The following is a 14,647-nucleotide window of genomic DNA, read 5'->3' on the forward strand; positions in this document are numbered from 1 at the left end:
CTCCTGCTGCTTAATAGTAAAGCCCGCCCTGCAACGTTGCAGGGCGGGCTTTACTATTGTCCGGGCTTGTAGCACCTAGGGGCCTACTTCATGGCCGCGGCGTAGTTATGGTAGAAGTGTGGGATGGTTTCGATGCCTTTCATGAAGTTGAAGACGCCGTAGTGCTCGTTGGGCGAGTGGATGGCATCAGAGTCGAGGCCGAAGCCGAGCAGCACGGTATCGAGGCCCAGCTCGGTTTTGAACATGGCCACGATAGGGATGGAGCCACCCCCGCGGGTAGGAATGGGGCGCTTGCCAAACGTGGTTTCCATGGCATCGGCGGCCGCTTTGTAGGCCACCGAGTCGGTGGGCGTTACTACGGGCTCACCGCCGTGGTGGGGCTTCACCTTTACGGTTACGCCGCTGGGGGCAATGCTGGCGAAGTGCTTTTGGAACAGGGCCGTAATTTCTTCGGAGGTCTGGCTGGGCACCAGGCGCATCGATATTTTGGCGTAGGCCTTGGATGCAATAACTGTTTTGGCACCCTCGCCGGTGTAGCCGCCCCAGATGCCATTGACATCCAGAGTAGGCCGGATGCCCACGCGCTCAACGGTGGTATAGCCTTTCTCGCCGTACACATCGGGCAGGCCGATGCTCTTTTTGAACTCGTCGTCGGAGTGCGGCACGCGGTTGAGTTCCTCGCGCTCCTCGGTGCTCAGCTCGGTTACGTTGTTGTAGAACTCGGGGATGGTAATATGGTTGTTCTCGTCGTGCAGCGAGGCAATCATCTTGCACAGCACATTGATGGGGTTGGCCACCGCGCCGCCGTAGAGGCCCGAGTGCAGGTCGCGGTTGGGGCCGGTTACTTCCACCTCGTGGTAGCTCAGGCCGCGCAGGCCCACCTCAATGCTAGGCGAGTCGTTGGCCAGCATACCGGTATCCGACACCAGAATCACGTCGGCCTTGAGCTTCTCTTTGTTGGCCCGCACGAAGATACCCAGGTTGTTGGAGCCCACTTCTTCTTCGCCCTCAATCATGATTTTGATGTTGCAGGGGAATTCGCCGGCCTGCTTCATCACCTCCAGCGCCTTCACGTGCATGTATACCTGGCCCTTATCGTCGCAGGCGCCGCGGGCATAAATCTTCTCATCCTTGATGACCGGCTCAAACGGCGGCGAATCCCACAGTTCGTAGGGGTCGGCGGGCTGTACGTCGTAGTGGCCGTACACGAGCACGGTGGGCAGGCTGGCGTCCACCAGTTTCTCGCCGTACACGATGGGGTTGCCGGCCGTGGGGCACAGTTCCACGTTATCGAGGCCTACTTCTTCAAAGCGGGCTTTCAGGTAGTCGGCGGCCTTTAGCACGTCGCCGTGAAACTTGGGGTCGGCCGAAACCGACGGAATCCGGAGCCAGTCAATCAGCTCAGCAAGAAAGCGGTCCTGGTTTTCTTTCAGATAGGTCGTATCCATATAAGGGGGTTTCGGGTGGGGGGTAAAGAGTGGCTGAATAAACGAGTGTGACTATGGGCCGAAGCTCAGCGACTTATTTGGCGTTGCATTGCTGGAGCCATTGCTTGGCCACCTCATCGTCGCTGAACATCTTCACTTCAAACTCCTTCAATTGATCGTAGAAGGTCTGGGCCGATTCGTCGGCCAGCGAGTCGGGCGTGGTAACCATGGCAAAGTAGCGCAGGCCGGCGGCGGCGGCATTCGGAGCCCACTCATTGAGCACCCACTCCAGCGAGTGGTCCCAGGGCCCGATAACTTTGCGCGTATCGTTGAGTACGCACTGGAAGCCTGCCTCGGCCAGTGCCGTCGTGTAGGCGTTGGCGCCGGCCTTAATGCTGTCGGCGGTCAGGTAGCCCACCCAGTCCACCGCAATCCAGCGGTTAGCCGTGTCGTCTTCCACCGTGATGTAGGGCCGGCCCAGCGAGCTTTTAAGTTCTAGTTTCATGGCAACAGCAAAGGGAAGCAGCAGATAGAAAAGGAGGGAGAATCAACCGATGGCCGGCTCCTGCAGGGCCTGATGCAGCCATTGCTTCGCCTCGGGCAGGGTGTTGTAGTGTGCTATGTTGATAGTATAAGCGTTGGCCGCTTCGGTATTGTTTGTGTAGCTCTGCACCGATATCTGGCCAAATACGCTTTCGGGCGCTACAAACCCCATATGCCGGATACCAGCGGCATAAGCGCGTGGGTTCCAGTCGGTGCGCAGCCAGTGCTGGTCATCGGGCGTAACCGCGCCAACCAGTCGGGTGTCGCCCAGCAAACCCAATGGCTGGGTATGCCGATGTTCCTGTATATAAAGCTCCAGGGAGCGGTCCATGAAAGACCGGAATTGCTGACGGTTGGCAAACGTATGCCACTGCACAATCAGGCAGGGCACCTCCGGCGCCAGCAGAACACTCCCGTATGTTTCGGTAATCAGAGTCCTGTCGGGCACGGGCGAAGGGAAGGGTACGGCTGGCAGGAACAGGCTGGCTGGTCGGTACTACGTACCGGCGTCAGTTCCCGCGCAAACATACCGAAATCAGCCCGCATGCCCAAACTGGGCCGGAATACTATTGCTCCTGAAACGCAGTTGGTACCAGCCTCGGGATTTATTGGTTATTTCCTGTCCCAGGGCATGGGCACGCGGCTCTTGGTGCCGGCGCGCCATGTTGAGAAAAAGCGCTGCCCAGTAACGTCGTCTTTCCAAGTGTTGCCTACTGATGGTGTGCAGAGCAACATACGTATATTAGTGCTTGAATATTGGAGCTGAATTATGTTGCGAGGTACAGGTGGTAAGATTGACTGGACTTCGCCCGTGAGTCAACGAGGCTTAATAGCATTTCTAGTGCTTATGGCGCTTATTGTGGCCTACTCAATTTATGAGCACCGCAGGGGCAAGAAGCGGCGGAAGCAGTAAGATCAATAAAGTCCCTGTAGTTAGCAAGGCTGGCTTTATGACTTCCTGTCCCAGGGCATGGGTACGCGGCTTTCGGTGCCGGCGCGCAGGCGGCCGATGTTGGCGCGGTGAGTGTAAACGAGCAGCGCGGCCAGCACAAACCCAAACCAGAGCAACAGCGAGTTGTCGGGCCGGAAGCTAGGCAGCAGCTGCAACAGCGCGAATGTAGCGCCGGCCGTCATGCTGCTCAGCGACACATAGCGCGAAATCAGCAGTACCGTAATAAACACCAGAATGCAGACGCCCACCGTGGCCGGGGCAATAGCCAGCATCATGCCCAGCACGGTGGCCACGCCTTTGCCGCCCCGGAAGCCCGCCCATATGGGGTAAATATGCCCCACTACCGCCAGTACACCGCAGGCTAGCTGAAAGTAGAGGAGCTGTTGGGGCAAAATGGCCCCTTGGTTCAGCATGAGCGTCGCCAGCGAAGTGGCGGCCCAGCCCTTCAGCACATCAATGGCCATCACGAAGGACCCCGGCTTTTTGCCCAGCACCCGAAACGTGTTGGTAGCGCCCGAGTTGCCCGAGCCATGCTCGCGGATATCGAGTCCGAAAAAGGCCCGCCCCACCCATAGGGCCGTCGGGATAGAGCCAATCAGGTAAGCGGCCACCAGCAGGCCAAGCACTAAGGGTAGATTCATGCGGAAGGGGAGAGAACGGGTAAAGATAAGCTGTAGCGCGAAGCTTCCGCTTGGCGTAGCGTTACCGACGCTGCTACGATTTCGTTTGGTGATACGCGTCGCAGAAACTTCGCTGGCCCCCGATTCGCGCTACACGCAAAAAGACCCGGCAGCTAAGCTACCGGGTCTTTTTATCCTACTCGGCGAAGGGGTCGTCGCCGGCTTTTTTCTTGCGCTTCTTCTCTTTCTTCGAATCCTCTACCGGAGGTTCGTCGGCGGGTGGCGTGGCTTCTACCGCTTTCTTTTTCTTGCCGGTGTCATCGGCCGGGGCGGTGGGGGCCGGTGCATCGGCGGCGGGCTCGGCTTTCTGCTTGCGGCCTTTGCGGCCGGTTTCTTCGGCCGGGGGCGGCGTGTCCTGCATCACGTCATCCACGGGGTCGTTTTTCTTCTTCTTCTTTTTCTTGCCCGTATCCTCCATGAAGTCGAAGTTGCCGGTATCCTGGGGCTGGGTTACGTCCAGTCGGCGCTTGGTGGTTTCGTTGAGGTAGTCTTTGCGGAAGTGGTTGAGGAAAAGCTGCACCTCCTGCTCGTCGCCGAGGTAGAAGCCGTACTCGGTGGCCGTGTTGTAGTCGCCTTTGGCCTTAAGGCCGATGATTTCGTCGAACGAGCCGTGCTGGGCCTTGGCCAGCATCACGTTGTTGGTGTACTTGAGGTAGTACCAGGTGCGGGGCTCGGCCTCCAGGTAAATGTCCACGGCGTCGCCGGTGCTTTCCTTCTTGATTTCGATGTACCCGTCAACCATGGCGTTGATGTCCTTTTTACCCACGCTTACCAGGCCAATTTTGCCCACCGAGTACCAGGCCCGGCGCTTCTCGTCCCAGCGCATATTCACCTGGTTGAGCACCAGCGTGTGCAGAAACTTGGCCGAGAGCTTCTGCAACGACAGCGCCCCGCTTTTGCGGGTGGCGTAGTCGCGGGCCGCTGCGTTACCCGCTATTTCTCCGATTTTGTAGAGCTGGCCCGATGTAGTGTTCAGGGCCTCGGGGTTGCCGCGGGCACCGGTCGCCAGGTCCTGGGCCATAGCCTCTACCGCCTTCTCGGGCAGGTTGATGTCGAAGGCCATAAACGTATCAATATCGTAAATGGCGCTGTCGGGCTTGGCGTAACCCAGGCCGGCGGCCGTCAGGGTGTAGTCTTTGTTGGAGCTGATGAAGTTGAGCTTTCCACGGAAGTTCAGCGCGCCGGTCGAGTCCTGCAGCGTCAGCACCGAGCCCTCGTAGATGTCGGGGTCGGTGTAGTTGTGGCGGCTGATGGCATACTGGCGGCGGCGCTGGTCGTAGCTCAGGGTGCCATCCACGGTAAACAGGTTGGCGTCGGTTACGCTGGGCTTGGTGGCCACAAACAGCGGGTACACTTTGCCGGTGCTTTCCGACAGGAACAGGCCCGAAAGCATAGGGGTGCCGCTTTCGTCCTTGGGCTCATTCAGCCTGATGCGGATGCGCTGCGGGTCAATAGTGTCCTGCACTGCAAACCAGTCGGAGGCCGAAGCTGTCTTCACGAAGTTGAGCTTGGCCTGGCCATCAAACGAGAAGCCTTTTTTCTGCGAGTTCATCTTCACTCCCCCCCGGAAACCAATGCGCGGGGCGAGGTTGAACTTGTCGGCGGCCGCAATGGTGGCAACCGCCAGCGTGGGGGGCGAAACCGGGGCGTTGTCGCTGGCATCGGGGCCGCGCTTGAGCAGCCCGCCGCCCTTTTTGCCACTCGTGTTCATAGCTGTGGCCGTGGCCATCGAATCGACCCGGAAATTGGCAAACTTAATGGCGAATGAGTCGGCCGAGGTTTTATAGTTGTACAGCGCGTTGCCGCTGAAAGCCGTGCGCGAGAGCACCTTGATTTCGCCCTTATACAGTTGGTGGTACTTCTGCAGCGTGTCCATCACAATGCCTGCGTTCTTGAATTCGCGCATGCGGGCGTTGGGCAGCACGTACACCCGGTTCGAGTCGGGCACAATCCAGGCGTCGGCGGCCGCAATGCGCGGTACGCCGCCGGCCACCAGCTGATAGCGGCTCAAATCGTACTGGCCCGTGGAGGCCTGGAACTTGAGGCCCTGCTGCTCGGGCAGCGTGCTGTAGAAATAGGAGCGCGACGAATCGGCCCCGGTAGCCACCCGCAGCTGCACGAGCTTCTTCTTGAAATCCCACTTGCCACCCGAAAGCGTGGTGCGGTAGTCGGAGTAAGGCAAATCGATACTCGACTTGTTATCCGACGATTCGCGGGCAAACTCGGTGCTGCCGGCCTTCAGATCGTAGGTGAAGTTTACGTTGTTGGCCGTCAGGGCCGGCTTGTTCGCCTCGGCCGACTTGATGTTGAATGTGGCCTGCTGACCAGTGTACTGCGTAGGCTTGAAGCGGAAGGCCGTGGAGCGCACAAACGACTGAGGGCCGTCCATTACGCCGTTGCCGCGCAGGCCCCCGGGCGAGTACGTAAGCGTGCCCCGGAAACCATAGGCCACGTCGTAAATGCGGAAGGCCTCGCCCCTGGGCTGGCTGGTCAGATACATCGAATCCTGGCGTACGGCCCACTTCATCTGGTAGCCGGGCAGCAGATCTACCTTTGCAAACTCGGTGCCGCCCAGCGGGCCCGGCAGAATGCTGGCCGTTTTGCCCACCGTCACCACCGAGTCTTTATAGAAGATGAACTGGTCGCTGCTGAAGTCGCCGGTCAGGTACTTGATATTGCCGATACCCTGCAGGCCCCGGTTGCTCATGCTGACTTTGTTGTAGAGCGTACCCTTGGTGCCGTAGAGCGGGAAACCCGCCTTGGGGACATCGTACACGAAGCCCAGCGAGCCATCTTCCTGCATGCTGAGCTTGGTCTTGAAATCGGGCATGATGCCGCCCGACACAAAGGTGCCCTTGAAGCCTACTGCCGCCCGGTTCTTGTTGTTAAGCGAGTCGAGCTTGAAAGGGGGGATGTCGAAGTATAGTGTAGTGTCGTAGGCACCGCCGAGCACCTCGGGCTTATTGAAGAATACGTAGGCGCCGGTGCTGGCATCAAACGACGGGTAGGCCCCCAGCTTCTTACGGCCCGATTTGTTGTTGGGCGCGTTGATGTAAAGCCGGCCGGTCGAGGTGCGGCTCTTGTTGGTCAGGGCCCAGTCGGGGTCTTTGCGGGCCCGCATCACCGAGCCCTTCGTGCCCTTGCCCTTCACAATGATGGAGTCAATCTTGGCCAGATCGATGTAGAAGCCATCATAATCGAACTTGAACTCCTTGCCTTTGAAGATGAAGGCCGAGGCTACCACGGTACCGTTGAACAGCACGCCCCGGTTTTTCTGAATCCGGACGATGCTCGAATCCGGTTTTACAAACACCGTTACCGAGTCGTCGGAGAAGTTGAAGCGGTCTACGCCCCGCACAATCAGGTCGTTGGAGTTCAGGTCGAGGGTAGCATTTTTGCCCGAAGGCGAGAGGCTTTTCAGCGAAATATGGTCGTAGTCTTTCTTGCCGCGCGAGGAGTTTACGTAGTGCATGGCTTTGGGCAGCAGCACGACTTGGTCGGTTTGCGGGTACCAGCCCACGTAGCCGTCGCGGGCTAGGCCAGAAGCCACGGCACGCACGTTTTCCACCTTCAGCTTGCGGAATCTGGCCACATCCTGCACCGTAAACAGCCGTTTGTTGCCGTTTTCGAGGCTGTAGCCCACCATCATCTGCAGCGGGTGCAGCTTATTAATCGTCTTGATCTGCTGGTAGCGGGTGTTGGTATAGAACTCCTTCGACTCGAAGCCGGCGGCTACCTGGTTTTTGGCCGTCAGCATCGAAAAGTCGATGAACGGCGTACGGACCGGCCAGCTCAGCAGCTCGGTCGTAATCTCCATCTGATGGTAGGAGTCGTAGTAGGCCGTGTTCTTGTACAGGCCCTGCTCGCGGGTAAGCTGTAGCAGCTGAGTGCTTTTGTTGTACTTGAGCTTCACGCCGGGGTGCGTAACCGAGTCGCTTTTACCCTGGAAGATGGAAATAGCCGCGTGCTGGGCCGTAATCAGCGAGTCGCCTAGTATATAGGAGCGCGAAGAGGCCTGAAACTTGGGCTGCCCGGCTACATCCACAATAATGTGCGACAGCGAACCATCAAGTGAGGACGACAGCGCCTGGGTGCCCGCCAGCGAGAAGCCCCCGAAGTAGCGAATGTTTTCGCCGATGTTCTTTACGCGGGCGTCGTTGGTTGTCGAAATGAAACGCGGGTAGCCGGTGTCCTTTTTGTCGCCGGCCTTGCGCTGCACGCTTTTAAACGCCAGCCAGCCCTGCACTGGGCTTTCGAGCACGGCCGGATACGTAAGGGTTACGGGGTTGGCCATGAACTCGGCCTTGCTGATATCAAAGTCGAAGCTACTCAGGGCAGCCGAGGCCGGGTTGCCGTTCACTTCCCAGGCAAACGTGCCACCATAGCCCACAAAGCGGTTTTGGGCCGGTACCACTACGCCGCTGGTTTTGGCAATGTACACCGAGTCGGAAGCCGTAATCAGAAACAGATCGGCATTATCGAGCATGATAACCGCCCCGCGGGTGGGTGGAGTTAGGTAGCCGGCCGCGTAGGTCGCGCCGGTGTCGCCCCAGCCCGAGTCGGCGGGCTTGGCGCCCTTTTTAGCGGGTGCATCGTCGGTAGCCCAGGGGTCTTCGTCGCCCCAGCCGGCGTTTTTGGGGCCGGTTTTGGCCGCCGGGGCTGCTGGTGCGGCCGGCGCTGCGGTGGCGGCCGGTGCCAGCGGTGGTAGGTCGTTGGCGTTGTAGGCAAAGCGGAACTGCCCGCCTACGGCGCGCAGCGAGCTGTAACGGGAGCGGTGCAGAAACTTGGTGTCGAGGAACTGGGCGGCCGTGGCCACAAACTTCGCGGCATCAGCCGGCGAGTCCTTCTCCAGGGTTTTGCCCACCGCATTCAGCAGCTGGGTCATTTGGTCGTCGCTCAGGTTCTGGACCAGCGCCCCGGCCGCAATGGCCGTGAAAAAATCCTCGAAGTGAGGCCGCGCCCGCAGCTTACGCGCCAGCATGTACTGGCTCAGCGACACAATGTAGCGTTGCTGGGTGGCCGTAAGGCGGTTGCTGGCCCACACCTGCTGCAGGCGCGTGCCGGCGGCTTTGGCGGCGGCGTTGTTGGTGGTCGCCATCAGCGCCTGCACATCCACCATAAACTGCTCGGGCTCCGAGCTGAACTTGCCCGTGAACTTGGGTGGCGCCGGGGCGGGCGCGGGCGCACCGGGCTTGGCGGCCGGTGCCGGTTTTTGCTGGGCCAGTGCCGGGGCTGCCAGCCCAAGGCTTAGCAGCAGCATCCAAACCCAAGTGAAAGCAACCTGCTTCATAGTATGTAGCGTCTTCGTCAAAGCAACCATAGATAAGCCGGGCCGACCGACAACGGGCACGGACCGCTGAAATTGTACTCTGGCCGGCAGCCCTCTGCACAGGCCCGGATGGGGCTCTCGCGCATCAAGTCAGCTAACCGCCTACAATTTCGGTAAAAGCCGGCACTTTTCGGCGCTGTTGGCCGGGTGCCTGCCTACATTCCTACTCTTCCCATTTTTACTTATATTCTGATAGCCACCGGCTTGTGAAATGCCTCAAATGCAAAAATCCGTTTCGCCCGGTGCCGGACAAAACGGATTTTTGCGTTGGAGCCTGCGCTTTAAGCTGGCTGCCGGAAGATGGCCGACACCCAATGATTCTGGACGCGGTGGCTTTCATAGTGGAAACCGGCCTGCTCGGCGGCGGCCCGGACCTGGGCTAAGTCCTCCTCGTAGAAGCCCGAGAACAGAATGGGGCCGCCGGGCTTCAGGTATCGGGCGTAGGCCGGCATGTCATCGAGCAGTACGTTGCGGTTGATATTGGCCAGGATGAGGTCGAAGGGCTCCTCGCCGTCGAGAACCGTGATGTCGCCGAGGCGGGCTTCCACGGTGTCCTGCACGTTGTTTTCGAGGGCGTTGTCGGCAGCGTTTTCGGCCGTCCAGGGCTCCACATCAACGGCCAGCACGTAGCTCGCTCCCAGGTGCACGGCCATTACGGCCAGAATGCCGGTGCCGCAGCCCATATCCAGCACCCGCTTCCCTTGGTGGTCTACGTCGAGCTGGTTGGTAATCATCAGGGCCGTGGTGTCGTGGTGGCCGGTGCCGAACGACATGCGCGGCATAATCACGATTTCGTGCTCCAGATCGGGCCGGGCCGGGTGGAAGGGGGCCCGCACCGATACGCGGTCGGCAATAACCAGCGCCTCAAAGTTCTTCTCCCACTCGGCATTCCAGTTCTGGCGCGTGATGATGCGGTGGTCGAACTGCAGCTCGCCCTGGCCCTGGTAGCGGGCCATGATTTCGGCCACGTCGTCGGGTGCAAACTGGTCTTCGTCGATGTAGGCGCAGAACCCCTCGTCGTTGTCTTCGAAGGTGTTAAAGCCCACTTCAGCCAGCTCGGCTACCAGAATATCGGCCAGCTCGTGGGGCGCTTGCACGCGCAGTTCAATGTAATCCATGAAAGAGGTGTAGAGTGGAAGTGGGGCGGCGCAGCAGGTCCGCGAGGGGTAATGCGGGCCCAAAGGTCGGCCAAAAAACACTGTATTCCCATGGCCTCCCGACTACCCGTGCATGAGCGCCTGCCAGAGGCGGCGGCGGGTGGGGCCGTGGTTGCTAAGGATGCGGCGCACGGGTACTATGGCGGTAAGCGTAACCACCAGCGCCAAGGCTATGCGTGCCCACCACCAGGGCATGAGATAAAGGGCAGCGGCAGTTAGCATAGTGATGATGTTGATGAGCGTAGAGGCATTGTGGCGCATGGTGCTGAAGGTGACGGCTTCGCGCACCGGCTTGGCTTTTGCAACGCTGCCCCACAGGCCCAGTGCCAGGGCGGGCGCAGCAGTTAAAGGCAACAGCAACAGATAACGCCACATGAAGCGTGGAAATAAAGCCAGCAAGAAAGCGGCGGCAATCAGGCATTCAATCAGCATGATGGGCACGGCGAGCCGCAGGTACAGCGCCAGCAGCCGCCGGGTCAGGCCCAGGCGCTCCAGCTCGTTGGCCGTCGCCGTCCAGATGTAGCCCAGTAGGTTGTTGTTGATGTAGGTAAAGCCGACAATTGGCAAAAAGGCGAAGTAGAAGAAGGCGCGGATAACGAATTCCTGGTTGTCGTTGCTACGGAGCATGTAGGCGCAAAAGACCAGAAACCCAACCTTCATCGCCATTCCCATAAGCAGGGCCGGCCGGGTTTTATGGATGTAGAGCTTCCACTCGGGTGAGAGGCGGGCCAGCCAGCGGCCGTTGGCACCGGGAGCATGGGTCGGCTCGGGCATGTAGCGGGCACTGAACCAGGGGGCCACCAGCCACAGCGCCGCCGCCCACAGCAGCAGCGGCCCGGCCACGGCCAGCACACGAAGCCAGCCAGCCAACGGGCCAGCCACCATCTCAAACTCCTGGCTCAGCCAGAGCACCGCCGCGCCCAGGCACAGCAGGTTCAGCCAGAACAGCGGATGCCGCCAGCGCCCCACCGACAGCAGCAGCCGCAGGTTGAAACTCAGGGCCGTTGCGCTCAGCCACACCAGCAAACTCAGGCCCAGCGGCCGCCAGTATTCCGGGGCCGCCACCAAGGCCGCCAGCAGAAACAACAGCAGTAGCCCCCGCCGCACTGATACCACATCGAGCACGAATGCCGTGGTGGCATTGAGGCGGGCCGATACGGGCAGCGGCTCAGGCAGCGGCCGTTGCACGGCCCGGTAGGAGGGCAGAAAGTCGGCCAGCAGTGCCGTGGCAAAAAGTACCCCATTGATGGCAGCCAGCAGCTTCGGGAGCGTGTCGGCTGGTAGGTTGTCGTGGTGGCGCAACAGGTAGCCCAGTACCAGTCCGTAAATGGCCGATAGTAATCCCAGTAGTCCTATAGTTGCCCGGCTCCCCGCACCGGCAGGCCAGAAAACGGCCCGCAAGTGTCGGCCCAGCAAGTAAGGTAGGAAGTGGCCTAGCTGGCCGTTTGACTGGTGAGCCATGTGAGGTCGTGGGTGGAAGTAGTGGGGGCCAGCAGCTGTAGCAGTGCGTCGGAGAGGATGGTTTCGCGGCCGGCCATAAACTCGGCCCTGGTGCCCCAGAACTTCACTTCGGCTTCGTCAATAATGAGCAGATGGGTGGCCACCTGTTCGAGGTGGGCCAGGTTGTGCGAGGAGATGAACGTGAGGGCCTGGGGGCGGTAGCTGGTCAGCAGGGCCAGCATCCGCTCGGCTGAAAACACGTCGAGGCCGTTGAGCGGCTCGTCCAGGATCAGCAACTCGGGGCGGTGCAGCAGGCAGGCGGCCAGGGCCACCTTCTGCTTCATGCCGGTCGAATAGGCGCTCAGCTGCTTGTGGCGCACCTGCTCAAACTCTTCCAGCAAATGCCCGAGTAAACTCGCAATGCGTGGGGCGGCCTCGGGCAGCTCGTAGATGCGGGCCACAAACTGCAGGTATTCCTCGGCCGTGAGCTGCTCGACGAGGTGGCCCTGATTGATAAGCGCGCCGATGCGGCGCTTCACGGCCAGCGGAAACGTCTCACCCAGTTCCTGCCCATCGAGTATAATACTGCCCGAAGTAGGCAGCAGCACATTCACCAGCAGGTTGAATAGGGTGCTTTTGCCGGCTCCATTGCGGCCCACTACGCCCACGCAGTAGCCCGTTTCGGCCCGCAGCGTCAGGTCGCGCAGCACGGTTTTCGGCCCGAACGATTTGGTCAGATTTCGTAATTCTAATTCCATTGAGTAGCAGGATTGCCTATCGGATGCTGGTGCAGCCTGCACCGGAGCCCCGGCAAGTTAAAGCAGCCGTCCGAAAGCAGTGCGCACGTCGACTGGATGGCGTAATAGGTCTCAATAAACGACAAGCCCCTGACATCCGGGCGGGTGTCAGGGGCTTGGCAGTCGTTGGGTTGTATTGGCTACCGCTGCCGGCAGCCGGCATAGTTGCGCACTTTGGTGTACTGAAACGAGAAGTCGGCCAGATTGCGGTTGTCGGTCACGAACAGGGCATAATCGGCAAAGTCGCGGGCTTCGGTAGGATACCAGAGGCCAGTGCGGTCGGCAAACAGCTTGTTGGTTTCCGGGTACACCAGCAAATCGGCAAACGCCTCCTCGGGTTCAATGTACACCGTAGCAAAGCAGTAGCCACGACGGCGCGGGTCGCGCTCCAGATACACCGAGCCATAAATGCGGCAGGGGTCGATGGAACCCACCACGACCGCTGCAGGGTTGGCCAGCGGTACCCGCGGCGGCGCGGCAAACGGATTCAGCGCCAGCAGCCCGGAAACGAAGAAGGAGAGAAGCATTCAGTTATAACTGAGCGGGTAAGAGAGAAAACGTGAGCTTAGCAGAGCAAAAATGCGACCGGTAATAAAGCCAAGGGACTTCAGCCAACTTACGTCTCCTCTCTCAGCTCACTAAAACGACTTGATAATGTCGGTGAAGTCGCGCGACTTGAGGGCCGCGCCGCCGATGAGTCCGCCGTCGACATCGGGCTGGCCGAACAGCTCGCGGGCATTCTGGGCGTTGCAGGAGCCGCCGTAGAGGATGCTCGTGGCCAGGGCTGCCTTGGCATCGTAGGCACGGGCAATCTGCTCGCGGATGAAGGCATGCACTTCCTGGGCCTGCTCGCTGGTGGCCGTTTTGCCGGTGCCAATGGCCCAGATGGGCTCGTAGGCCACGGTTACCTGGTCGAACTCCTCGTTGGAAAGGTGGAACAGGCCATCCTGGAGTTGCTTTTCGAGGTGCTTGAAAGTGTCGCCCTGCTCGCGGGTTTCCAGCGTTTCGCCCACGCAGAAGATGGGCTTGAGGCCGGCGGCCAGTGCCGCCTTCAGCTTCTGGCTCAGCAGTTCGTCATCCTCGCGGAAGTACTGCCGCCGCTCCGAGTGGCCCAGAATAACGTACTCGCAGCCCACCGACTGCAACATAGCGGCCGATACCTCGCCGGTAAACGCACCACTTTCTTTCTGATGGCAATTCTGGGCACCCAGATGAACGGTTCCGCCTTCGGACATCAGCTTACCCACTGGCAGCAAAAACGGGAACGGCGGGCACACGACTACCTCCACGGCCGGGGAGCCGGTAGTTTCGTCCTGCACCATGTGTATAATCTCGGAAATAAGGGCCTGGGCCTCGGACAACGTGGTGTTCATCTTCCAGTTGCCGGCCACCATATTCTTGCGCATCGCGGGAGTCTTTAAGGGTGAGAGTTGGAGACGCAAGTTAGGGCTTGCCCGCTTAGCCCACCCCTGGCTCACGCCGCGCTATCCACACCAGCCCTAAAGACCCCAGAGCCACGAAGGCGGCGGCGGCTATAGCGGCCCAAGCCAGCAGTTGCGTAGCGGGCACGCCATTGCGGGCCACCCAGATGCCTGCCAGGCCCCAGGCAACGGCCGCCGGATAAGCTAGCTCCCGAAACCGGCCGGTAATGTTCAGCGCCAGAGCGGCCACAACGCCCATCAGGATAACTGCCAGATTAAGGTCCCAGGCTGCTGCGGGCTGCCAGTACTGGCCCAGCGCTACCGTGGTATTCACTACCAGAGCCACCGAAATCCAGCCCAGATACAGCCCAAAGGGCAGGTTCACCCACAGCGGCACGGTGTCCGGCTCGCGACGGGCCTGCCGCCGCAGCCGCCCGTAAATCAGGGCCAGCCCTCCCAAGATACCCACCATCACCAGCGCGCTCAAAACCAACTGCTCGTAGGCGAACACCACCAGCCACCCGCCCGTCAGCACGTTCACCAGAACCAGCGGCCGGGCCAGCAAATCGGGCAGCAGGTTGCGGCGCTGGCCCGGCAGCAACTGCCACACCGCGTATGCCAGTAAACTCAGGAAAATCAGCCCCCAGATGCTGAACGCGTAGCCGGCCGGCGTAACCGGCGTGGGGTACTTGCCCGATACTACGGCGTTGGTTTGCCCATTGAACGGGTAAGCCTGCGAAACGTAATTGAGCGCAATGTTACCCACCGTAGCGGCGGCGGCGGCCCAGCGCCAGGCGCGACCGGTGGTATCAGAAGAGGTATCAGCAATAGGGTTGTTCATACCATCAATAACCGCAAAAATCCGGCGTTTGCAGTGCGCGGGCTACAGTGAACGAGTAGG

11 protein-coding genes are annotated in these 14,647 nt (G+C 60.2%); all 11 read right to left on the bottom strand.

Annotated features, from left to right (window positions below; genetic code table 11):
• Positions 1 to 83: 83 nt before the first annotated feature.
• A complete protein-coding gene (locus tag HW556_RS16260) occupies positions 84 to 1,448 on the bottom strand; it encodes a dipeptidase (protein ID WP_176901174.1) in 1,365 nt (454 codons plus the stop codon).
• 73 nt (positions 1,449 to 1,521) lie between these two features.
• Positions 1,522 to 1,932 carry an STAS/SEC14 domain-containing protein gene (locus HW556_RS16265; protein ID WP_176901175.1) on the bottom strand — a complete coding sequence of 137 codons (411 nt, stop codon included), beginning with the start codon at positions 1,930 to 1,932 and terminating at the stop codon, positions 1,522 to 1,524.
• A 42-nt stretch (positions 1,933 to 1,974) separates the two neighbouring features.
• Complete coding sequence (locus HW556_RS16270) at positions 1,975 to 2,418, bottom strand: hypothetical protein (RefSeq protein WP_176901176.1); 444 nt, start codon at positions 2,416 to 2,418, stop codon at positions 1,975 to 1,977.
• Positions 2,419 to 2,918: 500 nt separating this feature from the next.
• A complete protein-coding gene (gene plsY / locus HW556_RS16275) occupies positions 2,919 to 3,563 on the bottom strand; it encodes a glycerol-3-phosphate 1-O-acyltransferase PlsY (RefSeq protein WP_176901177.1) in 645 nt (214 codons plus the stop codon).
• 175 nt (positions 3,564 to 3,738) lie between these two features.
• Positions 3,739 to 8,892: a hypothetical protein gene (locus HW556_RS16280; RefSeq protein ID WP_176901178.1), complete on the bottom strand. Its 5,154-nt coding sequence runs from the start codon at positions 8,890 to 8,892 to the stop codon at positions 3,739 to 3,741.
• Between the two features lie 320 nt (positions 8,893 to 9,212).
• The gene (gene prmA, locus HW556_RS16285; protein WP_176901179.1) at positions 9,213 to 10,049 is read right to left on the bottom strand and encodes a 50S ribosomal protein L11 methyltransferase; all 837 of its coding nucleotides are present in this window, start codon (positions 10,047 to 10,049) and stop codon (positions 9,213 to 9,215) included.
• A 102-nt stretch (positions 10,050 to 10,151) separates the two neighbouring features.
• A complete protein-coding gene (locus HW556_RS16290; RefSeq protein ID WP_176901180.1) occupies positions 10,152 to 11,549 on the bottom strand; it encodes a hypothetical protein in 1,398 nt (465 codons plus the stop codon).
• A complete protein-coding gene (locus HW556_RS16295; protein WP_176901181.1) occupies positions 11,522 to 12,286 on the bottom strand; it encodes an ABC transporter ATP-binding protein in 765 nt (254 codons plus the stop codon). The genes HW556_RS16290 and HW556_RS16295 overlap by 28 nt, the downstream gene beginning before the upstream one ends.
• A 179-nt stretch (positions 12,287 to 12,465) precedes the next feature.
• The gene (locus HW556_RS16300; protein ID WP_246289693.1) at positions 12,466 to 12,852 is read right to left on the bottom strand and encodes a DUF6150 family protein; all 387 of its coding nucleotides are present in this window, start codon (positions 12,850 to 12,852) and stop codon (positions 12,466 to 12,468) included.
• A gap of 111 nt (positions 12,853 to 12,963) precedes the next feature.
• Positions 12,964 to 13,731 (bottom strand): triose-phosphate isomerase, encoded by a 768-nt coding sequence (gene tpiA, locus HW556_RS16305; protein ID WP_176901182.1) that lies wholly within the window; start codon positions 13,729 to 13,731, stop codon positions 12,964 to 12,966.
• 52 nt (positions 13,732 to 13,783) lie between these two features.
• A complete protein-coding gene (locus HW556_RS16310; protein ID WP_176901183.1) occupies positions 13,784 to 14,587 on the bottom strand; it encodes a hypothetical protein in 804 nt (267 codons plus the stop codon).
• Positions 14,588 to 14,647: the final 60 nt, after the last annotated feature.

It is taken from the genome of Hymenobacter terrestris (assembly GCF_013377905.1).
In the GTDB taxonomy this organism is placed as follows: Bacteria; Bacteroidota; Bacteroidia; order Cytophagales; family Hymenobacteraceae; genus Hymenobacter; species Hymenobacter terrestris.